24 protein-coding genes are annotated in these 19,536 nt (G+C 62.4%); 11 read left to right on the top strand and 13 right to left on the bottom strand.

Annotation, left to right across the window (positions count from 1 at the left end):
• The first annotated feature begins 177 nt into the window (after positions 1 to 177).
• Entirely contained in the window at positions 178 to 549 is a 372-nt protein-coding gene (locus AC2YI2_RS07915) for a hypothetical protein (RefSeq protein ID WP_487385916.1), read from the top strand.
• A gap of 129 nt (positions 550 to 678) precedes the next feature.
• Here AC2YI2_RS07915 and AC2YI2_RS07910 read toward each other — a convergent pair whose 3' ends face one another.
• The 9 genes from AC2YI2_RS07910 to AC2YI2_RS07870 all read right to left on the bottom strand — a co-directional run bounded on the left by AC2YI2_RS07910 (position 679) and on the right by AC2YI2_RS07870 (position 9,025).
• On the bottom strand, positions 679 to 1,062 hold the full coding sequence (locus tag AC2YI2_RS07910) for a DUF3307 domain-containing protein (protein ID WP_487385915.1): 384 nt from the start codon (positions 1,060 to 1,062) through the stop codon (positions 679 to 681).
• Between the two features lie 13 nt (positions 1,063 to 1,075).
• Positions 1,076 to 2,938, bottom strand: coding sequence for an adenylate/guanylate cyclase domain-containing protein (locus AC2YI2_RS07905; RefSeq protein WP_487385914.1), 1,863 nt, complete (start codon positions 2,936 to 2,938; stop codon positions 1,076 to 1,078).
• Positions 2,928 to 4,262 carry an NAD(P)/FAD-dependent oxidoreductase gene (locus tag AC2YI2_RS07900; protein ID WP_487385913.1) on the bottom strand — a complete coding sequence of 445 codons (1,335 nt, stop codon included), beginning with the start codon at positions 4,260 to 4,262 and terminating at the stop codon, positions 2,928 to 2,930. Before AC2YI2_RS07900 ends, AC2YI2_RS07905 begins: the two co-directional genes overlap by 11 nt.
• Positions 4,263 to 4,264: 2 nt before the next feature.
• Positions 4,265 to 4,738 carry a DoxX family protein gene (locus AC2YI2_RS07895; RefSeq protein WP_487385912.1) on the bottom strand — a complete coding sequence of 158 codons (474 nt, stop codon included), beginning with the start codon at positions 4,736 to 4,738 and terminating at the stop codon, positions 4,265 to 4,267.
• 12 nt (positions 4,739 to 4,750) lie between these two features.
• On the bottom strand, positions 4,751 to 5,542 hold the full coding sequence (locus tag AC2YI2_RS07890) for an HvfC/BufC family peptide modification chaperone (RefSeq protein WP_487385911.1): 792 nt from the start codon (positions 5,540 to 5,542) through the stop codon (positions 4,751 to 4,753).
• Entirely contained in the window at positions 5,532 to 6,545 is a 1,014-nt protein-coding gene (gene bufB / locus AC2YI2_RS07885) for an MNIO family bufferin maturase (RefSeq protein WP_487385910.1), read from the bottom strand. Before bufB (AC2YI2_RS07885) ends, AC2YI2_RS07890 begins: the two co-directional genes overlap by 11 nt.
• Before the next feature lie 37 nt (positions 6,546 to 6,582).
• On the bottom strand, positions 6,583 to 6,852 hold the full coding sequence (locus AC2YI2_RS07880; RefSeq protein ID WP_487385909.1) for a BufA1 family periplasmic bufferin-type metallophore: 270 nt from the start codon (positions 6,850 to 6,852) through the stop codon (positions 6,583 to 6,585).
• 227 nt (positions 6,853 to 7,079) lie between these two features.
• A complete protein-coding gene (locus AC2YI2_RS07875) occupies positions 7,080 to 8,165 on the bottom strand; it encodes a patatin-like phospholipase family protein (protein WP_487385908.1) in 1,086 nt (361 codons plus the stop codon).
• Positions 8,166 to 8,194: 29 nt separating this feature from the next.
• On the bottom strand, positions 8,195 to 9,025 hold the full coding sequence (locus AC2YI2_RS07870; protein WP_487385907.1) for a 3-hydroxybutyrate dehydrogenase: 831 nt from the start codon (positions 9,023 to 9,025) through the stop codon (positions 8,195 to 8,197).
• A gap of 170 nt (positions 9,026 to 9,195) precedes the next feature.
• Here AC2YI2_RS07870 and AC2YI2_RS07865 point away from each other — a divergent pair, with 170 nt between their 5' ends.
• From AC2YI2_RS07865 to AC2YI2_RS07855, 3 genes are all read left to right on the top strand, one after another.
• Entirely contained in the window at positions 9,196 to 10,092 is an 897-nt protein-coding gene (locus tag AC2YI2_RS07865) for a LysR family transcriptional regulator (RefSeq protein ID WP_487385906.1), read from the top strand.
• Positions 10,093 to 10,274: 182 nt separating this feature from the next.
• A complete protein-coding gene (locus tag AC2YI2_RS07860) occupies positions 10,275 to 10,766 on the top strand; it encodes a cupin domain-containing protein (protein ID WP_487385905.1) in 492 nt (163 codons plus the stop codon).
• A gap of 94 nt (positions 10,767 to 10,860) precedes the next feature.
• Entirely contained in the window at positions 10,861 to 12,078 is a 1,218-nt protein-coding gene (locus AC2YI2_RS07855) for an MFS transporter (protein WP_487385904.1), read from the top strand.
• A gap of 17 nt (positions 12,079 to 12,095) precedes the next feature.
• On the opposite strand, the gene AC2YI2_RS07850 is transcribed toward AC2YI2_RS07855, so the two are convergent.
• Both AC2YI2_RS07850 and AC2YI2_RS07845 read right to left on the bottom strand, forming a co-directional pair.
• Complete coding sequence (locus AC2YI2_RS07850; RefSeq protein ID WP_487385903.1) at positions 12,096 to 12,731, bottom strand: NrsF family protein; 636 nt, start codon at positions 12,729 to 12,731, stop codon at positions 12,096 to 12,098.
• Positions 12,728 to 13,282, bottom strand: a complete 555-nt coding sequence (locus tag AC2YI2_RS07845) for a sigma-70 family RNA polymerase sigma factor (protein WP_487385902.1) — start codon at positions 13,280 to 13,282, stop codon at positions 12,728 to 12,730. Before AC2YI2_RS07845 ends, AC2YI2_RS07850 begins: the two co-directional genes overlap by 4 nt.
• Before the next feature lie 199 nt (positions 13,283 to 13,481).
• On the opposite strand from AC2YI2_RS07845, the gene AC2YI2_RS07840 reads away from it, so the two are divergent.
• From AC2YI2_RS07840 to msrA, 7 genes are all read left to right on the top strand, one after another.
• Positions 13,482 to 13,745, top strand: a complete 264-nt coding sequence (locus AC2YI2_RS07840; RefSeq protein ID WP_487385901.1) for a BufA1 family periplasmic bufferin-type metallophore — start codon at positions 13,482 to 13,484, stop codon at positions 13,743 to 13,745.
• Between the two features lie 45 nt (positions 13,746 to 13,790).
• Complete coding sequence (locus tag AC2YI2_RS07835) at positions 13,791 to 14,066, top strand: BufA1 family periplasmic bufferin-type metallophore (protein WP_487385900.1); 276 nt, start codon at positions 13,791 to 13,793, stop codon at positions 14,064 to 14,066.
• A 236-nt stretch (positions 14,067 to 14,302) separates the two neighbouring features.
• Positions 14,303 to 15,157: an MNIO family bufferin maturase gene (gene bufB, locus AC2YI2_RS07830; protein WP_487385899.1), complete on the top strand. Its 855-nt coding sequence runs from the start codon at positions 14,303 to 14,305 to the stop codon at positions 15,155 to 15,157.
• A gap of 7 nt (positions 15,158 to 15,164) precedes the next feature.
• Positions 15,165 to 15,920 (top strand): HvfC/BufC N-terminal domain-containing protein, encoded by a 756-nt coding sequence (locus AC2YI2_RS07825; protein ID WP_487385898.1) that lies wholly within the window; start codon positions 15,165 to 15,167, stop codon positions 15,918 to 15,920.
• A 13-nt stretch (positions 15,921 to 15,933) separates the two neighbouring features.
• Entirely contained in the window at positions 15,934 to 16,425 is a 492-nt protein-coding gene (locus tag AC2YI2_RS07820; protein WP_487385897.1) for a DoxX family protein, read from the top strand.
• A gap of 63 nt (positions 16,426 to 16,488) precedes the next feature.
• Positions 16,489 to 16,986 carry a peptide-methionine (R)-S-oxide reductase MsrB gene (gene msrB, locus AC2YI2_RS07815; protein ID WP_487385896.1) on the top strand — a complete coding sequence of 166 codons (498 nt, stop codon included), beginning with the start codon at positions 16,489 to 16,491 and terminating at the stop codon, positions 16,984 to 16,986.
• Between the two features lie 114 nt (positions 16,987 to 17,100).
• Positions 17,101 to 17,829, top strand: a complete 729-nt coding sequence (gene msrA / locus AC2YI2_RS07810) for a peptide-methionine (S)-S-oxide reductase MsrA (protein ID WP_487385895.1) — start codon at positions 17,101 to 17,103, stop codon at positions 17,827 to 17,829.
• Positions 17,830 to 18,149: 320 nt separating this feature from the next.
• On the opposite strand, the gene AC2YI2_RS07805 is transcribed toward msrA, so the two are convergent.
• Together AC2YI2_RS07805 and AC2YI2_RS07800 are read right to left on the bottom strand one after the other, a co-directional pair.
• Complete coding sequence (locus AC2YI2_RS07805; protein ID WP_487385894.1) at positions 18,150 to 18,365, bottom strand: hypothetical protein; 216 nt, start codon at positions 18,363 to 18,365, stop codon at positions 18,150 to 18,152.
• A gap of 243 nt (positions 18,366 to 18,608) precedes the next feature.
• Entirely contained in the window at positions 18,609 to 19,112 is a 504-nt protein-coding gene (locus tag AC2YI2_RS07800) for a hypothetical protein (RefSeq protein ID WP_487385893.1), read from the bottom strand.
• Positions 19,113 to 19,536: the final 424 nt, after the last annotated feature.

Raw genomic sequence — 19,536 nt, 5'->3', positions numbered from 1 at the left:
TCCCAGCAACGCCTCGCCGTCAGCCTAACGGCCGAGTTTATGTCTTCGGGCTGGATCTGATTTGGCCAAACCGGGTGGTGATGAAGAATGGAGTGTCACGCCAAGAGTTCCTGCGGAAACAGCCACATCGCATTACGCTCCCTATAAGCCGGTCTTCACTTTCCAGGACAGCAAGACATGAGACCGCTTCTTACCGCCATCTTTATGACAATCGCCTCTGTTGCAGCCATCACTTGTGCGCTCGCCGTGGCACCCTCAATAGCTCGTGCAGATGAGCCGCGATTCGACTTCAGTTCGAGGAAGACGGCCGAGGCCAGCTATGCCCGGGTCTTTGCACAATTCTCGCCCGCGGGCAGCCGTGCCTTCGAGCGTGATGTCAAGAAGCTGGTCATCGTTCAATTCTCGACAGATGGAACCGTGTCAGGCGGTCGGGCCGCAATCAAGCGTCGGAAGCCGATGGCAGCTCAATACTATGCGGCGATGACAAAGGCCTTGAATGGCAAAACTGCTGCAGAAGTCGTCGCCCTTGCGGAGCGATTGAAAAATTGAGTGACGACCTCGGGCCAGACCAGAAAGAACCCAACTGGCCGCACTATTTCCTCCCGCAAAAGGGTCCGCGTCAGCCGTCGAAAGTCCAGGTCGCTTTGATACGATGCGCATCGGGCAAGCCGGTCGCGACTATGGCGGCGAGCTGATGAGAACGAGGATCCCCGTATAGGTCATGTGATGAAGCAGCTGATCGGCGCCGTGCGCGGCCCAGTAGGCGCGCGTGGTCATTGCGGCCGGCTTCCTGTGAGCATGCACCGCCTTTAGATGGTCGATGGCAAAGTGCACGGCAAACTCGCCAAGCACGAGCGCAGCGATCCAGGCGCGATCCAGGTCCAGCAGCACCAGCGCCGGCAGGCTGCCGAGAGCGTGAAGGCCGGCATGCGCATAACCGCCGGGATGGAGCAGATTGCCCTTGCCGCGGAGTATCCAGGCCGGCTGCATAAGGTAGTCTGCGACAAAGTGCTTGAACTGCAGCCATGCCAGCAGGCCGATGAGAGGATATGCGCCTTGCATTGCTCTCCTCCCGTCAACCGGTCGCGGGCTTTCCATCGATGGTGAAGATCGGCACCGGCTTTGATTTGCCGCGAATGGCCGTTTCCCCAAGAGCGCGCGTCTGAAGACCGTGCTTCGTCCGGGCGAGCGTCTCGCCGCTCAGCACGATCTCGACACCGTGCTCTTTGGCGACGCCGACCAGCCTGCTCGCGAGGTTCACGGCATCGCCGATCGCCGTGTAGCTCAGGCGCTCCGTCGAGCCGATATTGCCAACCAGCGCGGTGCCCGAATTGATACCGATGCGAACGCGAATGCGGTCGTGCTTCTCGGCCAATGGCGGCATGGCATGCAGTGCCGCGCTTATCCTGGCCGCGGCGCGGCAGGCCCGGAGCGCGTGATCGGACTGGTCGTTGGGTGCATTCCAGATCGCCATTACCGCGTCGCCGATGAACTTGTCGACCGTGCCGCCCTCGGCATGAATGGCGTCGATCGACAGTGTGAGGAACTGGGTGAGCAGCGGCTCGACGCCTGCGCCGAGCTCTTCCGTGAGCTCCGTGAAGCCCGGCAGGTCGGCGAACATGATCGTGATGTCACGCAACTCCCCACCCGGCTTGGCTGCAAGCCCACCCTCGATCAGCGGCCGGACGACATCCGTCGGCATGAAACGCGCGAATGCGGCAAGCCCCGTCGACATCCGCTTCAGCGCCTGTGAGAAATCGTCGAGTTCCGCCAGCATCGTGGGACTGTGCTGCACCGACTCGAGATCGAATTGTTCGACGGCCTGCAGTTGGCGCGACAGCCGTGAGAGCGGCCGGGCGAAGAGTTGCCGGGCAAACAGGATGGCGATGACAACGGCCAGAAGCGCAATGCCGGCAATGATGAAGAGCACGCGCTGTGTGTTGCTGTCGATATCGCCGGCGAATGTCGCCCGCGGTATCGCCGTTACCAGCCGCCAGTCCTCAAAGGGAAGTTCGGTCGAGGAGACGAAGACCGGGCCGATGCCGGGGCCTTCTGCAACGGCGCGGAAGGAAGCCTCACGATGGGTCTTTCGGGCGTTTCGCACGGCGACGGACAGACCATCAGCAGAAGGAAAATCCGCGAGATGTGCCGCCATGGCATTGTCCGATGGATCGGATGTCGCTAGCACCATGTCGTTCTTGGCAAGCAGATAGACCTTGCTCCCCTTGGGAATCGAGAGTGCCTTGAGTGTCTGCGACAGGCGCCCGAGGCTCACCGCCACCATGACGACACCTTCGAAGCGGCCAAAGAGCTCCACGCGCTTGGAAACCACGATCGAGGGCTCGAAACCACCAGGCAGAATATCGACCAGCGCCCATGCGGGCTCGCGACTACCCTTGCCCAGCCGGAACCATGGCGAACCTTCCGCGATGTAAGCCGTCTCTGTCTTCAGCCGATCCTCGAAGAAAATGTCGCCGGGAATGGGCTTGTAGCGGTCGCGACGCAGTGGGCGTGGGTCGCCCCGCTTGGTCTTGCCGATCTCGATCATCTCGATCCGCCCGTCGGGCGTGGCATGCGAGCCGAAGAAGCGGCCATCGGGAAAGCCGAAGCCGATCCATGCAATCGCCGGCTGCTCCCGAAGCAGCGACAGGAAGAGGAACTCGCGCTTGACCTCATCGTCCGGTTTGATCGCCCCTTGAAAGAAGATGGAGCGCACGATCTCGGCCGTGCTCGAAACCAGTGCGAGATGCGAGGACAGCTCGTTGCGCACAGCTGACGCGCTCTGGGTGTCGAGGCTTGCCACCACCCTCTCGACATTGCTGCTCGCGGTCCGGAGCCAGATCAGATGCACCGGGCCGGCGGTCGAGATGACGGCAAGCAGAAGCAGCGTCGTGACGGCGCGGCCCAGCTTTATGCGGAAGAGACCATCAGCGCTCATAGCGGTCAGTGATCAAACGGGCGTTGCGCTCGTAGCGGAGATAGGCAAGCGCCCAGTCCATGAAGACGACGAGCCGGTTGCGAAAGCCGACCAAAAACCAGAGATGGGCCAGGTTCCAGACCAGCCAGGCCGAGAAACCGGAGAGCCGGACGCGTCCGAAATCCACGACTGCGGCCTTGCGCCCGATCGTCGCCAGGTTGCCGAGGTGGCGGTAGCGGAACGGGTCGACCGGCAAGCCGGCGACGAGCCGGCGGATCGAGCCCGCGACATGCTGGCCCATCTGCTTGGCGGCCGGCGCAATCCCCGGCACGAAGCGGCCGTCCGGCCCCATGGCCGCAGCCGTGTCGCCGATGACGAAGACGTTGGCCTGGCCCGGCAGATTGAGGTTCTCGTCGACCACGACGCGGCCGGCGCGATCCTTCTCGGCATTCAGCCATTTTGCCGCCTTGGAAGCCATGACGCCTGCAGCCCAGAGGAGACAGTGCGAGGCGATTTCGCGGCCATCTGCCAGAGCCACGCCGTTCGCGTCGCAGCGGACCACGGCAGCCGACGTGACCACCTTGACGCCGAGTGCTTCCAGCTGGCGACGCGCCTTGCCGGAAAGACAGGCGGGAAATGCGGGAAGCAGCCGGTCGCCGGCCTCGATCAGCATGACCTGGGCGGATGAGGCATCGATGTGCCGGAAATCCCGGACAATGACCTTGCGGGCGAGCTCGGCGATCGCGCCGGCGAGTTCGACGCCGGTCGGCCCTCCGCCCACGACGACGAAGGTGAGCAGCGCCCGTCTCAGCGCTTCGTCCTTGGTGACCTCGGCGCGCTCGAAGGCGGAAAGGATGCGGGCACGAATGGCGGTAGCATCGCCGATCGTCTTGAGCCCGGGTGCAGTCTCGGCCCATTCCTCGTGGCCGAAATAGGCGTGGCGGGCGCCAGTCGCCACGATGAGATAGTCATAGGCGATCGTGCGATCGATCGTGTGGACGAGCCGTGCCCTGACGTCGATGGCCTCGACGCGCTGCATCAGCACGGTCGCATTCTTCTGGTGCGACAGGACGCGACGGATCGGCATGGCGATCTGCGCGGGCGAGAGCCCAGCCGTCGCCACCTGATAGAGCAGCGGCTGGAAGAGATGATAGTTGCGCCGGTCGACCACGGTGATATCGACGTCGGCCCGCCGGAGAGACATGGCGGCCGTCAGGCCACCAAAGCCGGCGCCGAGGATCACCACGCGCGGCCGGCCGGCATACGCCTCGGTCGGCTCTGCTGAAACGACCTCAGCGGTGGGGGCAGTACCGCCCGTCATCACTTCCTGACCATCAGTGCGCATGCTCAGCCCCTCGCCGGAAAGAACAGGCGAACGAGGTGGTCGAGCGAGATCACGCCCGCGCCACGCGCGAAGATCAGAAGCAGCGCCACGGCCCAGGTAAGGTGCTCGCCCCAATGGCCGGGATAGACGAAGATCTGGATCGTCGCGACCACGCCGAGCAGCATCAGGGCCGCCAGGCGCGAGAACAGGCCGAAGAAGATCAGGACTGCTCCAGTCAATTCTGCCGCCGTCGCCATGTAGGCTGCAAGGACCGGACTAATGACAGGCAAACGATACTCGAAGGCGAAGAGCTGGAGCGTGACCTGCCAGCTCGCGAGCTTGCTCTGCGACGACTGCCAGAAGACATTGGCGACAGCCAGGCGCGCCGTGAGCTGCACGACGGAGAGCGGCACGGCACCCGCCAGCTTGAGCACATTCTCATAGAGGCCGGTTATCCCGCCTCGCGCGGGCATGGATGCGGGGTTCATCATGGTCATCATCCTATCCTTTCAGTGGGCGGGGGTTTGGTTGCCGGCGAGCGGCCGGATCGCGGCAACGAGGCCATCGGCAAACAGGCCGTGCAGCGTTGCGACGAGATCGATGTCTGCGGAGCGGGCAACGGCGCGGCCGACGGCGGTTTCGAGGCCGCGCTGCTTCGCAAGCGCATGCAGGAAGGCGTAATGCGCCGAGCCGAGACGGAGAAAGCGAACGCTGTCATGGCTGCGCCAGAGCGCGATACGCTCGGGACGGCGGCTCACCTTCGAGAGAGACTCGAGATCACCGCCCGGCTGATGCGTGGACCAGATGTCGAGCGCCGGCCAGCGCGAGAACAGCAGCCTGAGCGATGGCTGGAGTTGGATTTCGGGCACGGCCGCGGCGCCGCGCGCCATGAACTCCGAAAGCGGCCGCGGTTGGGCCACCGGCGCGTCGAGCGCCTCGGCGATCAGCCATTCGAGCCGGGTGACGTCGGCGACAAAGGGCATTGAGTGCAGCTCGCCCAGCCGGCCAAGAAAATCCGCGAAATTCGCACCATAGCGGACCAGCCGCGGCTCCGTCGGCGGATTGCCCTTGATAAAGCTTGCCGCGACGAAGCGGAAGTAGCCTTCGCCGAGCAGGCTCGCGGTCACCGGAAACACGGAAAGCAGGGTAGCGGTCAAGGAAGCGAACGTGTTGTTGCGGTAAATGTTGAAGCGGCGGAGCGGGTCGAAGCGGCCGCTGGCGAATTCGGGCGCAAGGTCGGTGGTTGCAGAACCGAGGATGGCTTGCCTGACGGAAGTCTGGAGAGCAGCGTTAGACAGCATGGCGGATCCTCCGAACGGTGGAGTTGGCGGCAAAGACCGAAGGCGTGATTGTCGCAAGGGCAGCCAGGACCGGCATCCGGGTGGCCTCGCGATCGGTCGGCGTGGACAGCGCAGTCGGCAGCTGTGTCGCAAGCTGATGCGCGGCTGGGCATTTCTGGAACGCGATCGAGGCGGCCATCATGTCGGCCCACATGGCTTCGCCGAGCAGCACATCGAGTGCGGGCACCTCGGTATCCCATTCGATGAGGGTTGGGCGGGGGCCGATCTGGCGCAGCACATGGGCATAGAGCGACCAAACAGCCGGCGGCACGCGCGAGCCATGGTCGTCAATCAGCACGATGTCGCCATCGACCTCGTTGACGGCATGGCCGGCGAGATGGATCTCGCCGATCGCCTCGGCCGGCAACGTGTCGATGAAGGCCTTGGCGTCGAAGCCCAGATTGCAGGCGGAGACATAGACGTTGTTGACGTCGAGCAGAATTCCGCAACCGGTGCGGCTCACGAGCTCGGCCAGGAACTGCGCCTCGGTCATCGTCGAGCCCGCGAACTCGACATAGGCCGAGAGATTTTCGATGAAGACGCGCCGCTGCAGCGTGTCCTGCAGGTGTTGAACATTCGACGCGACGATTCTGAGTGCATGCTCGTCGTAGCGGAGCGGCAAGAGATCGTTGAGATAGGCGCCGTCGGCGACGCTCCAGGCGAGATGCTCGGAAAACAGTGCCGGCTGGAAACGGCGGCATGTGCGGCGTAGCCGCTCGAGGTGGTCCCGATCCAGACCGCCGGCGCTACCGAGTGACAGGCCTACGCCATGCATCGACAGCGGATAGGTCTCGCGGATCCTTTCGAGCGCGGAAACAGCAGCCGACTCTCCCATGTAGTTTTCAGCATGGACTTCGAGCCATCCCGCGCACGGACGGCGCGAGAGGATTTCGGAAATGTGCCGGGAGCGCAGGCCGATGCCCGCTGATTCCGGCACGGGAAGGCTTGGATAAATCTTGGACATGGATGCTCTCCCGGGTTCTAGAGGATGGGCTTGGCGATCAGGCCTTCGGCTCGATGGCGCCACCGCTGATCTTTGCGCAGGTGCCGGCCGGCACGTAGATCCAGGCATCGTTCTGGTTGTCGGCGGTGGATGTGCCAGCACAGGAATGCGTCGCCGTCTGGCAATCATTGAGGCCGGCCTTGACGACGCCGTAGCACTTCTCGAATGAGAATTCGGGCTGGGCGGCGGGCTCCGCATAGGCGGACGAAGCAGCGAACGAGGTCATGGCGGCAAGCGCGGAACCGAGCAGGATGCGGGTATTGGTCATCGGGAAACTCTCCTTGGGTTGATGGGCATCAGACCGTCCATCGATCTGACTGACCGGAGTTTCCCAGAAGGGGTCGAGCGATCGAAATGCTGTTGCGGCATGGTTTCGATAGGTCGCGGCTATGCACGCCTAAGCCCTTGAATCAAAAAGGGCTCCCTCTCGTCAGAGGGAGCCCGGTACCGCATGGAAGGGAACGGCGAATCCATGCGACAAACTTGCAGATGGGATCAGAGGTAGCGGTCGCGAATATCCACGGTGGAACGCCGGCCGATGGCCTGGTAGTTCTCGGATAGCCACGCGTCCGCGCATTGCCGGCCGCGGTCGCGAAGGTCGACAAGCGCCCCCCAATCGGCATTCATCTTCGAGGAGACGCTCAGCCCGCGCATCGTATCGTCGTCGGATATGCCGTGCACGAAAATGCGCTTGAGGTTGTGGCGATCGTCGGCGGCATTGTCGATCAGATCTGTGACGAAGGCGATCGCCCGCATCTCCCGCAGAAGCGACGAGTTGAAACTGATCTCGTTGATGCGGTTGAGGATCTCCGATGCTGACTTCGGCACTTCCTCCCGCTCTATCGGATTGATGTGTACGACCAGCACATCCGGCGTGTCGCAGCTGTAGATCAGCGGAAAGATCGCCGGATTGCCCATATAGCCGCCGTCCCAATAGGCCTCGCCATCGATCTCGACGGCCTGGAACAGGAAAGGCAGGCAGGCCGACGCCATCACGGCCTCGATCGACAGTTCGTCATTGTCGAAGACCTTCACCTTGCCGGTGCGCACATTGGTGGCACAGATATTGAGCTTGACCGGGCAACGCGCCATGCGGATGGCATTGACATCGATCGACTGCTCCAGCACCTGCCGCAGCGGATTGTAGTTGAACGGATTGAACTGATAGGGCGACATCAGCCGCGTGATCATGTCGAACATCACGAAGGCAGGAGAAAATTCGAGGCTGCGCGAACCCGTGATCCGATCCATCAGCGATGGCTGCAAAGGCCCGGAAGCCGAGGCATGGCTGACGCGCCGCCAGAAATTGGCAAGCGCCGTCTGGGCACCGCTCCGGCCACCTTCCGCCAGGCCATAGGCCATGACCGCCGCATTCATCGCACCGGCACTCGTTGCGACGATACCGTCGAAAGCCAGTTTCGGCTCATCGAGCAGGCGATCGAGAACACCCCAGGTAAAGGCGCCATGCGCCCCACCGCCCTGGAGCGCGAGATTGATCGTCCGCGGGCCACGCAGCCCGGTCGCGGACGCGGCCATGGCTGGTTCGGCCTTCATGCTCTTTGGATCAGCATGTTTGTTCATCTTCGTCCCTCCGGGAAAGCACTGTTGGGTCAATGAGCCGTCCAGCCGCCATCGACAGGAATGGCCGCGCCGGTAATCGATCCGGCGAGGTCGCAGGACAGGAAAACCGCAAGCGCGCCCATTTCCTCGACCGTTGCGAAGCGCTTGGTCGGTTGGTTCTTGAGGAAGACATCGCGGATCACGGCGTCGCGGGCGATGTTGTGCGATTTCGCCTGCGCCTCGATCTGCCGTTCGACCAGCGGGGTCCAGACATAGCCAGGGCAGATTGCGTTCGAGGTCACACCGAACTCAGCGCCTTCGAGCGCGATCGTCTTGGTGAAGCCCACCATGCCATGTTTGGCGGCGACATAGGCCGACTTGAAGGGCGAGGCGACCAGGCCATGGGCAGATGCCACGTTGATGATCCGGCCGTAGCCGCGCTCGCACATGCCATCGAAAGTCGCCTGCACAAGGTGGAAAGCGGAGGAGAGATTGATCGCCATGATCGCATCCCACTTCTCTGCAGGGAACTTGCCGATCGGCGAGACGTGCTGGATTCCGGCATTGTTGACGACGATATCGACCTGACCGAAGCGCTTCTCCGCGCGCTGGACCATCATCGCGATGTCGTCGCGCCGGCTCATGTCGGCAGGGTCATAGGCGACATCGACATCGTTGTCCGACGCCATCTCGGCGCGCAGCATCTCGATCTCATTGGGCTCGCCGAAGCCATTCAGCATCACGGCAGCGCCGGCACGGGCCAGGGCATGGGCGATGCCCAATCCGATGCCACTCGTGGATCCCGTTACGATCGCCGTGCGGCCTTCGAGCCGCTTGCGGCCGACCATGGCTTCGGTTTCGGTATCAAGCGCATTCAGCATTCTCGTCTCCATCAAGTCAGGTTGCCGCTCTCGGCCTGGAGTGAGAATGCCGCCTCCCATGCCTAATTAAAAATGCCGGTCTGGCATGGAATTGATAATGGGATTGCATTGGTGGAGTATGTGAAGAGAGACTAGATGCAGACGCATCGACACCTCCGGGGGAACCGTCAATGGATATCCATCACATCCGCTACTTTCTCGCAGTCTGCGAGACGCGGAATTTCACGCGGGCCGCGGAAAAGTGCAATGTGACACAGCCGGCGCTCAGCCGGGCGGTCCAGCAACTAGAAGACGAGGTCGGCGGCCTGCTCTTCCGCCGCGAGCGCAACCTCACCCACATAACCGATCTCGGCAATCTGCTGCGCCCGCGCTTCCAGCAAGTGCTGGACGAATTGACCGGCGTGAAGAAGGAGGCATCGATGTTTCTTTGCCTCAATGAAGCGCATCTCAAGGTCGGCATCATGTGCACGATCGGGCCGCGTCGCTTCACGGGCCTGCTCACCGACTTCAACATGCGCCACAAGGGCATTCAGCTGCAGCTCGTCGAGGGCGTTCCAGCCAAGCTCTCCGAACTGCTGGAGCAGGGTGCGATCGACGTGGCGCTCATGTCGACAGCGGAAAAATTTCCCGAGCGGTTCGACGTCACGCCGCTCTTCCGCGAACGCTTCATGCTCGCCTTTCCGCCCGGCCACCGTCTCGCCCAATATGACGAGATCCCAATCTCTGCGATCGACGGCGAAATCTATCTCAAGCGGGTCAACTGCGAATATTGGGACCACCTGTCCGCACTCTGCGACGCGCAGGGTGTGAAGACGCACGATTCCTATTCCAGCGAGCGCGAGGACTGGATCCAGAACCTCGTCGCCGGCGGACTCGGCATCTGCTTCATCCCGGAATATAGCGCAGTCGTACCCGGCCTTCAGGTCAGGCCGGTGACAGACCCGGCTGTGACGCGAGAGGTCTGCTTGGTGACAGTCGCCGGTCGACGCTTTTCACCCGCCGTCTCGGCCTTCGTCAATGCTGTCAAATCCTACGGCTGGGCTGCACCACCGGCCCGCACCACATGAAAAGCAACACAGGAAGATCTGGCCCCGCCTCGGCGGGTGCTTTCGTGCGTCCGGAATTTCACGATAGCCTGAAGCTATGAAATCGAGAAGAAGGCGGCATTTCTCTTCGTTGCGGCCGTCCTCCATGCTCCTTCCATGCCCGGTGAGGACGCCTCCCGTCCGGGCCCAACAAGGAGATATTCATGAAACTCGAACTCAATGCCAGCCGCCTCGCGCTGTCCGCCGCTCTCGCACTTGCCGCCTTCACCGCCATTCCCACAGGCCACGCCTTCGCCGGCGAATGTCCCGCCGACCAGGTCGCCGCAGACGGCATGCAGCCCGGCGAAATGATGCCCAAGGATGTCACGGACGAAGTCATTTCCTCGATCGACCTCTCCACCAAGGGCGATGCCTGGAAGAACAGCGCCTTCCGCATGCGCAAGCTCGTCGTGCAGCCGGGTGGCGTCGTGCCGTGGCATTCGCACGAAGCCCGCCCGGCCAATATCCTGGTCGTGTCCGGCGCGATCACCGAATACCGCAGCACCTGCAAGGTGCCGATCGAGCATAAGGCCGGCGACGTTACCGCCGAGTTCGGCATGCTGTCGCACTGGTGGAAGAACAATGGCAGCGAGCCGGCTGTTCTCTACTCCGCCGACATCCTGACCCAGGACATGCCCGCTAACGAATCCATGTGAGCACACCCCGGGCTCACCTGACCAGCGTCTCCGGCCCGCCCGCCGGAGACGCATCCCTATCCCGTCCCCCAAGATCCGACCAGAAAGTCAGGCCATGACCGGCATCGAACATGTCATCAACCCGCCACAAGCGACCTCAGGCGCGGCTGCCGATCGCCTGCGTTTCGCGATCATCGCGCTGATTGCCTTTCTGACGCTCGTCGATCTCTTCGCCGCACAGGCAATCCTGCCTTCGCTCGTCCAGAAGTTTCAGGCGACCCCTGCCGAGATGGGCTTCGCCGTCAATGCCAGCACCTTCGGCATGGCGATCGCCGGCTTGGGCATCGCCTTCTTCGGCAGTAGGATCGATCGCCGCAACGGCATCTGGATCAGCCTTGCATTGCTCTCGATCCCGACCACACTTCTCGCATTCACCGATGACCTGACGATCTTCGCGATACTGCGGGTGGCGCAAGGGCTCTGCATGTCGGCAGCCTTTACGCTGACCATGGCCTATCTCTCGGAACATTTCTCTCCCGCCCAGGCAACCGGCGCGTTGGCGGCCTATGTCACCGGCAATGTCGCGAGCAACCTCTTCGGCCGGCTCCTCTCCGCCGCGGTCGCTGGCGTCGGGGGCCTGCCAATCAATTTCCTCACCTTCGCCGCTCTCAATCTGGCAGGTGCTTTGCTTGTCTGGCTGGCGCTGGAAAAGACTTCAGGCATGATGCGGACCAGCGATGACGGTGCGTTCCACATGCGGCGCTGGACCTATCACTTCGCCGACAGCGAGCTTCGACGCGCTTTCGCATCCGGCTTCCTGATCCTCTTCGTCTTCATCGGCACCTTCACCTATGTGAATTTCCGCCTTTTCGACCTCGGTGTCGCCCAGATGATGCTCGGCCTGGTCTATCTCGTATTCCTTCCCTCGATGCTGACAACGCCACTCGCCGGCAAGATTGCTGCCAGCATAGGTTCGCATCAAGCAATTGTCTGGACACTAGCGCTTGCCATCCTGGGTCTGCTGGCCCTGCTGAGCAGCCATCTGGCGGTCGTCTTGACCGGCCTTGCGCTTGTGGCGGTCGGTACCTTCATGGCCCAGGCCATCGCGACCGGCCTCGTCGGCCGCCACGCCGTGACCGACAAAGCCGGCGCCAGCGGCATCTATCTCGCGTCCTACTATGCCGGCGGCCTGGTCGGCAGCTTTGTCTTAGGTCAGGTCTACGACCGACTTGGCTGGAATGTCACGGTTGCGGCACTTGCAGCGGCGCTTGGCTGTGCGATCCTGGTCACCGGTCTTCGCCCGGGCATCCGGCAGGTCAGGAAGGACGCTTAGCCAACGTGCGCACGGCCTTACCACTGCAGCAGGTGCCTGCCGACGAGTGCGCCTGCGAGGGTCACGATGATCACCGCCAGCGTGTACCAGGTCGCGACAAAGAGCGGACTGTCATCCGTGCAATTGGAGGCATAATAGGTCGCGGCTATGCCGGCGGAGGCCAGTCCTGCCATGGCGCCGGCCAGCGTCGGGCTCCACGGCGCGCCGTCACGCATCACATAGAGCAGGCCGGCCAGTATCGGGATCGAAAGCGCCGGGATCGCTATCAGGCAGTGAATCCAGTTCCTGCCAACCAGCCGCGCTTCCCAGCTCGCCTCCGGCATCACGGCAAGTTCGATCGCGACCGCTCCGATCAACAGCAAGGCAGGGATCGCCAGTGCCCATGCAGCCGGGGCGAGCGGCACGGCCGGCCGGCCGATGCGCCAGACAACGCCTATTGCTGCCGCAGCCAGTGACAGCGTCACCAGGAATTTGAACAAGAAACGCATCGTGTGCATGGCGCTTTCGATGTCATGCCGGAAGCCAAGCGTCGTGAAGAAGGCGGCCCCGGCGATGGCAGCGCCAGCCACGAGTGCGATCAGCAGTGATCGACCTAGGCGTCCTTTGGACTCGCTGTCCACCGCCAATGCGCTGATCAGGTCTTCCGTCTTCACTGTTCGCTCCTGTAAAGACTTGCCAGGGTCTTCAACGCCCGATGCAGCGCCACCCTGACCGCCACTTCCGTCATCTTCAGCCTTGCCGCTGTCTCGCGGATCGATGCGCCGTTCAGCGAGATCGATCGGACGATGTCATCCTGCGGTGGCCGCAGCCGATCGATCAGGCGTTCCGCATCCATCGTATCGAGGCTGGACGGCGTGTCTTCGGCGGCGAGCGTCTCCAGCACATCCTCGATCGGCACGTCGATACGCTTGCCGCGCCGCCTGAGGATGTCGATCAGCTTGTTGCGCACGATGATCGACAGCCACGGCCCGATCGGCCTTTCAGCATCCCACGTGCCACGCTTCAGATGGATCGCGATCAGCACTTCCTGCAGCACGTCCTCCGTCTCGCTGGCCGGCACATTGAATTGCGCGCATCGCCGCGCGGCCATCGCACGCAGATGCGGAGTGACGGTGACGAGAAAGCGCCGATACGCCTGCTCGTCGCCGGCAAGCGCCGCGCGCAGCAACCCGGCCCACTCTTCCTCGCGGCCTGCTTTCGCCACCCGCTACCATCCCTACGCGTGAGAACACGGTTTTGTTACCGGCCCGGTCGAATTTCGTAAAAGGCCTCAACCGGCGCATTAACTCGCAGGAGGCGTGTCGCTGCGCAAGAATTTTTTCGGGTCATCTGTAACAGGGCCAAAGCGGTGGGCGTAGTCCCGGATGTGAGCCAATCACGGCTGACAGATTTGGGAGACCACCATGAACCGCAAGATCGTAACTCTGGCTCTTGCCAGCTCGCTCGCCTCTGTACTCGCCGCAGCCGCCGCGCCGGCCGCCGCGGCCGATACCGAAAAGTGCTTCGGCGTCGCCATGAAGGGCCAGAACGATTGCGCCGCGGGCAAGCACAACTGCGCCGGCCACTCGACCGTCGACTACGACGCGGCATCGTTCAAGCTGGTGCCCAAGGGCACTTGCGTCAGCATGAAGACCCCCACCGGCATGGGCATGCTCGAGCCGGCCTGATCCCCTCACCCTGCTAGCCTGACAGATCGAAAATCGGAGACGAAAATGTCCAATACCCACCTTCTCGGTGCCTCTCTGGCCGCCGCCCTCGCGCTCGGAGCCGCGGCACCGCTTCATGCTACTGACGCCAAGGAGAAATGCTACGGCGTTGCCCTCAAGGGCCAGAACGATTGCGCTGCTGGCGCTGGCACCACCTGCGCCGGCACCTCCAAGGTCGATTATCAGAAGAACGCCTGGAAGCTGGTTCCCGCCGGCACCTGCGTCAGCATGAAGACGCCTGACGGCATGGGCATGCTGGAAGCCGGCCCGGCTCCGGTTTGATCCGAGTGCTTCGCGCATTCGTCCGCCATTGCCCCTCACTCTAGCACTGTGGGCGAGCCGACGGTCTCGACCCGCCCCTCGGGACCCTGCTCGCGGGAAGAGGGATGCTAGAGGCACTGGAGGCGCCACATCTCCCTTCTCCCCGTCACGACGGGGAGAAGGGTCCCCAAGGACACAGGCGGATGAGCGGCAGAGGTCCCTCGCCAATCTTCCGATTTCATCCCGGAGACCCATCCATGAAGCCCTCAATCCTTCCCCGCCGCTCCGGCGTCGGCTTCAAGCCCGAACACTTCGCTGAGATCGATGCAGGCCACCAGCCTGTCGCCTTTTTTGAGGTCCACGCGGAGAACTACATGGGATCAGGCGGCCCCCCGCATGCAAAACTTGCGCGGCTGAGAGAGGACTACGCGCTTTCCATCCACGGCGTTGGCCTCTCGATAGGCGCCATGCAGCCGCTCGACCGCGACCATCTCGCGCGCCTCAAGATCCTCTGCGATCGCTACGAGCCGGAGAGCTTCTCCGAACATCTCGCCTGGTCGTCGCATGGCGAAATCTTCCTCAACGACCTGCTGCCACTGCCCTATACCGATGAGACGCTGGCGCTGGTCGCCGACCATATCGACGAGGTGCAGGAGGCGCTCGGCCGGCAGATGCTGCTCGAAAACCCCGCGACTTACTTGCTCTTCGAGGAAAGCACGATCGAGGAGACCGATTTCCTACATGCGCTCGCCCAGCGTACCGGCTGCGGCCTGCTGCTCGACGTCAACAATGTCTTCGTCGCGGCGACCAACCAAAATCTCGATCCATACGCATATCTCGCCCGCTTCCCGGTCAACCATGTCAGGGAGATTCATCTCAGCGGTCACTCAGAGACGGTCGACGATCTCGGCGCGCCACTGCTCATCGACTCGCATGATACCCCGGTCAAGGATCCGGTCTGGGCGCTCTATGAAAGCGTCATAGCGCAGGCCGGCGGCGTCGCAACCTTGATCGAATGGGACAACGACGTCCCCGATTGGCCGGTGCTCCGCCGGGAGGCGCAGCAAGCCGGCGCGATCCTCGACCGCGCTTCCCGCGCCGCAGCTGCCTGAGGCGTCGATGTCGAGCCTCACCCAAGATCGCTTCGCCGAAGCCCTGACGAACCGGCACAAACCGGTCCCCGATGGACTCGTCGCCTGGAACGGCCCACGGCCCGAGCGGCGCTTCGGCGTCTATCGCAACAATGTCTTCTGGGGTCTCATCGAGGCGTTGAAGTCGCGATTTCCGGCTGCGGTGACGATTGTCGGCGACGCGTTCTTCACCGCCATGGCGGGTGAATACGTCCGGCTCGAGCCGCCGCGTTCGCCGCTGCTGCTCGGCTACGGCGATACGTTGGCCGATTTCGTCGAATGCTTCGAACCGGTGGCGGACCTGCCATACCTGGCTGACGTGATCCGCCTCGAGGCCGCCCGCTCGCATGCCTATCACGCCGCCGATTGCCCGCCACTTGATCCCGGTGACCTCGCTTCCATGCCACCGGAACGACTGCCGTCCCTTACCTTACGACCACACCCATCGCTTTCGGTGCTGCGCTCAGTCCATCCCATTGTCACCATCTGGGCAATGAATGCAGGCGAGCTGCCGGTCGGCCCGATCGATGACTGGCAGGGCGAGGACGCCCTCGTCGTCCGCCCGGCCATGACCGTCCATGTCTATCGTTTCCACCCCGGCGGTGCAGTCTTCGTCGCGGCGCTTGCCGCGGGCCGCATCCTGGGCGATGCGGTGGAATCAGCACTCGCCGCCGATAGCCGTTTCGATCTCACCGCCAATCTGGCCGACATCCTTCGGGCCGGCGCCTTCGCCGCTTTCGAATAATCAGGAGACATCCATGCAGACCGTCCAGACCATGGAAACAGTGGCAAGGCCCCGTTCCCTCACGTCCCTCGTGCCACGCCTCTTCGCCCTGCTTGGCACCATCCCGCACAGCTTTGTCGCACTGATCGCCCGCCTCTCCATAGCCGCCGTATTCTGGCAGTCGGGCCAGACCAAGATCGATGGCTTCATGCTCAACGACACTGCCGTCTATCTCTTCGAGAACGAGTACAAGCTGCCGTTCGTCGACCCCACGATCGCGGCCCATCTCGCCGCCATCAGCGAGCATCTCTTCCCGGTCCTGCTCGTCCTCGGCCTCGGCAGCCGCTTCGCCGCGCTGGCCCTGCTCGGCATGACCGTCGTGATCCAAATCTTCGTCTATCCCGATGCCTGGCCGACCCATGGCACCTGGGCCGCTTGTCTGCTGGTCATCATCGCGCGCGGGCCTGGCATCGTTTCGCTCGATCATCTGATTGCGCGGTGGACGCAGCCGGCACAGCAGGTGTAACTTTTTCCCGCGGTGTCTCGTAGTCGTTGATGTCGATAGGACAAAGATCGAGGAGGAACCCGCATGTTGACGAGACGAAGCATTCTCAAGTCTGCCACGGCACTTGCCGCAATGCCGGCTGTTGCAGGTGGACTGGCGGCCATTGCCGGTTCAGTCGGGGCGGCAGCCGACAAGGTGATCCATACAGACGCCGAATGGCAGGCGTTGCTGACCACCGACCAATATCAGGTGCTGCGCCAAGAGGGTACCGAGCGGGCTTTCACCAGCACGCTTCTGGGCGAGCATCGGCGAGGAACATTCATATGCGCGGGATGCAATCTGCCACTCTTCTCCTCGAAGACGAAGTTCGATAGCGGGACCGGCTGGCCGAGCTTCTGGCAGCCACTCGAAAACGCCGTGAATGAGAAGCAAGACACCTCCTACGGCATGACGCGCACAGCGGTCGAATGCCGTCGCTGCGACGGTCATCTCGGCCATGTTTTCAACGACGGCCCGCCGCCGACCGGCCTGCGCTATTGCATGAATGGCGTGGCCCTCGAATTCACAGCCTCGAGCGCCTAACGCATGCCCGGCCGAGGTGGCGTACCTTCGGGTCGCCAGCCGATCAAGATCGCGAACCCGCTTCCACGGCCCGGTCAGGAAGCGATGCATTTCCCTTCGATTGAGGAGACAGCCATGCAAGGCAAGATGAAACGCTACGGCAAGTTGGCCGCACTTACCGGCTCCGCCCTCGTCATCGCAATCCTGGCCTTTGGAACGATCGCGATCGCCGCGACGCGGGACGGCGTTGCGATTCCGGCGCCAGTCGTCGACGAAGCCGCGAGTGTGGCAGAGAAGGAAACCGCCATTTTCGCCGGCGGCTGTTTCTGGGGCGTGCAGGGGGTGTTCCAGCGCGTCGAGGGCGTGACCAACGCGGTTTCGGGCTATGCGGGCGGGGAGAAGGACACGGCAATCTACGAACTCGTCGGCCGTGGGACGACTGGCCACGCCGAGTCCGTCAAGATCACCTTTGACCCGAAAAAGGTGAGCTATGGCCATCTGCTGCAAATCTACTTCTCGGTCGCGCATGACCCAACCCAATTGAACCGCCAGGGACCCGACAAAGGCCCGCAATACCGCTCAACGATCTTCCCGACCAGCGACGAGCAGGCGCGCGTGGCCAGGGCCTACATCGACCAGCTCGACAAGGCAAAAGTCTACGAAGCGGCAATCGTGACGACCATCGAGCCGGGCAAGATGTTCTATCCCGCCGAGGACTACCACCAGGACTTTCTGACCAACAATCCGGACTATCCCTATATCGCCTATGTCGACATGCCGAAGATCGCGAACCTCAAGCGGCTGTTCCCGAGCGACTATCGGGCAGAACCAGTGCTCGTCGCGAAGGTTGGCTTGGGGGAGTGATCAGCCGGCGAAATGTAAGGCAATGTGGGGAAAGCCAGAGCCGAGATCCGCTGAAGCGCGGTGTCCCAACGACTACCGAGAGTGCGGAAGGTACTGACCCCCAATATTGCTGCCCCCACTTTCTCGAATTCGGACAACACCGCAGCACCATGGATGTCCCCTGACCCATTGGCAATCTCCAATACCCTTTACTGCAAGCGGCGCATTTGACTTGCAGCGGCCACATAACTGATGTCCTACTCCCTCCCGCAATCACCCAATCGGGGGATTGGACCCGCCCAGGCGTTGCCTGATTACCGGGAATATCAGCGCAAAGGTTGTCAGTGGACCCCACCCAGAGCGGCCGCGTCATTCTCGAGTATTTTCGCCTTCTCAACATGAAGGTCGGCGATAGCGTCCCGGTCGATGATCTCGCGGAATACGCCATCGACCAAGGCATCGGGCTCGATGAGATTGAAGAGGCGATAGTCCATGCCAGTGCAAACGGCTGGATTGACGTGGTGGACGAACACCTTCGCCTGACAATCGGCGGTCATCGGGTCATGACCCCCGCGAATGACAATCGTTGATCTTCTCACCAGCGACCCATGTCGTCGACACAGGATCATTGTTCAGGCTTCTCCCCCGACCGGATGGTCCGTGACTGCTCGGCCTATTTCGCATGACATGCGTGTCGTCCTGGCCATAGCAAATCCTGTGTTTCAATGCCCAGCGATGCTGACCACGAGCCGAAGCCGACATTTGCGACCGGCTTCGAGCCTCGAACCTGAGCTCCAGACTTAGAAGCCATAAATCGCAATGACGATTCCGAACGCGATGACGAATAAAATGCCGACAAAGGTCATCGCGCTCACAATGAGGGCGGCCGCGATCGGATAGACGTTGCGCCATGAAAGCATGGCCGCAGCGATTGCGAAGATGGGCGGTGCGGCGAAGTATACCGGGGTGAGTTTGCTGTTGCCGTAAAAGTCGAGTCCCTGCTGAAACACGGACGGCAGTGTCGAAAGCCAGCCCAGCATGATGCTGCCGGCGACTGCAAGGGTAGTGCCGCGAAGATCGCGCCGAACGGCCAGCATGAAAGCAACGACAGCTGCAGCTGCCTGGATCCCGCCTATCGTGGCCGCTATCCATCCACCGAGCCCGGAGGCGGGGGTCGGCACACCGATGAACGGGTATGCCACGGCCGACAGACCGAAATAAACCTGCAGCACAGCCGTGAGAACGAGCAGTGGCCATGCAGCCTTTGCCGCCAGAGATTTGTTCTCCTGCTCTTCGCGCGCCATTTTCCGTTCTCTGAAACTCGGACTATCTCGGCTCTGCAACAGCCTGGCCTCAAGCCGCTTGTGAAAAGGACCTCAGGTACGGAAGTGTCCGCCCGGCAGAAACATTTTGCAATCCCACCGCCCAAACGACAAGTCTCGGGCCGATAGCGGGCCAACGGCTTCTGACGTATCGAAGCGAGAAGCAAAGGTTCGAATTGCGGACCAATCCGGTCTTCTTCTAAACAATCGCGGTTCTGCTCTGGAGGCCCTGGCAGGTTTCGGGCCCTGCGGCAACGGTGTCGACCTGGATGCCACATGGTCTTGGTGACCGTTTTGAAAATCGGTCTGCTGGGATTTCGTCCAAGACCAGCTCATGATTCAGACTGTGGATGTGGGCAAGCAGAGCCGCGGCCGGATGCCCAAATCGGCAAGAAGACCGACCCCT

The sequence above is a fragment of the Rhizobium sp. SRI_017 genome, from assembly GCF_057586295.1.
This window is presented reverse-complemented; position numbering and strand designations above follow the sequence as displayed.

What these genes read in the sequence shown, in the direction of transcription:
- AC2YI2_RS07905 (WP_487385914.1), bottom strand. Translation starts at nt 2,938, where the DNA reads ATGAGCGCTGATGGTCTCTTCCGCATAAAGCTGGGCCGCGCCGTCACG.
- AC2YI2_RS07800 (WP_487385893.1), bottom strand. Translation starts at nt 19,112, where the DNA reads ATGGCGCGCGAAGAGCAGGAGAACAAATCTCTGGCGGCAAAGGCTGCA.
- AC2YI2_RS07840 (WP_487385901.1), top strand. Translation starts at nt 13,482, where the DNA reads ATGAACCGCAAGATCGTAACTCTGGCTCTTGCCAGCTCGCTCGCCTCT.
- AC2YI2_RS07870 (WP_487385907.1), bottom strand. Translation starts at nt 9,025, where the DNA reads ATGCTGAATGCGCTTGATACCGAAACCGAAGCCATGGTCGGCCGCAAG.
- AC2YI2_RS07880 (WP_487385909.1), bottom strand. Translation starts at nt 6,852, where the DNA reads ATGACCAATACCCGCATCCTGCTCGGTTCCGCGCTTGCCGCCATGACC.
- AC2YI2_RS07835 (WP_487385900.1), top strand. Translation starts at nt 13,791, where the DNA reads ATGTCCAATACCCACCTTCTCGGTGCCTCTCTGGCCGCCGCCCTCGCG.
- AC2YI2_RS07900 (WP_487385913.1), bottom strand. Translation starts at nt 4,262, where the DNA reads ATGCGCACTGATGGTCAGGAAGTGATGACGGGCGGTACTGCCCCCACC.
- bufB (WP_487385910.1), bottom strand. Translation starts at nt 6,545, where the DNA reads ATGTCCAAGATTTATCCAAGCCTTCCCGTGCCGGAATCAGCGGGCATC.
- AC2YI2_RS07895 (WP_487385912.1), bottom strand. Translation starts at nt 4,738, where the DNA reads ATGACCATGATGAACCCCGCATCCATGCCCGCGCGAGGCGGGATAACC.
- AC2YI2_RS07875 (WP_487385908.1), bottom strand. Translation starts at nt 8,165, where the DNA reads ATGAACAAACATGCTGATCCAAAGAGCATGAAGGCCGAACCAGCCATG.
- AC2YI2_RS07825 (WP_487385898.1), top strand. Translation starts at nt 15,165, where the DNA reads ATGTCGAGCCTCACCCAAGATCGCTTCGCCGAAGCCCTGACGAACCGG.
- AC2YI2_RS07890 (WP_487385911.1), bottom strand. Translation starts at nt 5,542, where the DNA reads ATGCTGTCTAACGCTGCTCTCCAGACTTCCGTCAGGCAAGCCATCCTC.
- AC2YI2_RS07865 (WP_487385906.1), top strand. Translation starts at nt 9,196, where the DNA reads ATGGATATCCATCACATCCGCTACTTTCTCGCAGTCTGCGAGACGCGG.
- AC2YI2_RS07820 (WP_487385897.1), top strand. Translation starts at nt 15,934, where the DNA reads ATGCAGACCGTCCAGACCATGGAAACAGTGGCAAGGCCCCGTTCCCTC.
- AC2YI2_RS07910 (WP_487385915.1), bottom strand. Translation starts at nt 1,062, where the DNA reads ATGCAAGGCGCATATCCTCTCATCGGCCTGCTGGCATGGCTGCAGTTC.
- msrB (WP_487385896.1), top strand. Translation starts at nt 16,489, where the DNA reads ATGTTGACGAGACGAAGCATTCTCAAGTCTGCCACGGCACTTGCCGCA.
- AC2YI2_RS07805 (WP_487385894.1), bottom strand. Translation starts at nt 18,365, where the DNA reads ATGACCGCCGATTGTCAGGCGAAGGTGTTCGTCCACCACGTCAATCCA.
- bufB (WP_487385899.1), top strand. Translation starts at nt 14,303, where the DNA reads ATGAAGCCCTCAATCCTTCCCCGCCGCTCCGGCGTCGGCTTCAAGCCC.
- AC2YI2_RS07855 (WP_487385904.1), top strand. Translation starts at nt 10,861, where the DNA reads ATGACCGGCATCGAACATGTCATCAACCCGCCACAAGCGACCTCAGGC.
- AC2YI2_RS07915 (WP_487385916.1), top strand. Translation starts at nt 178, where the DNA reads ATGAGACCGCTTCTTACCGCCATCTTTATGACAATCGCCTCTGTTGCA.
- AC2YI2_RS07860 (WP_487385905.1), top strand. Translation starts at nt 10,275, where the DNA reads ATGAAACTCGAACTCAATGCCAGCCGCCTCGCGCTGTCCGCCGCTCTC.
- msrA (WP_487385895.1), top strand. Translation starts at nt 17,101, where the DNA reads ATGCAAGGCAAGATGAAACGCTACGGCAAGTTGGCCGCACTTACCGGC.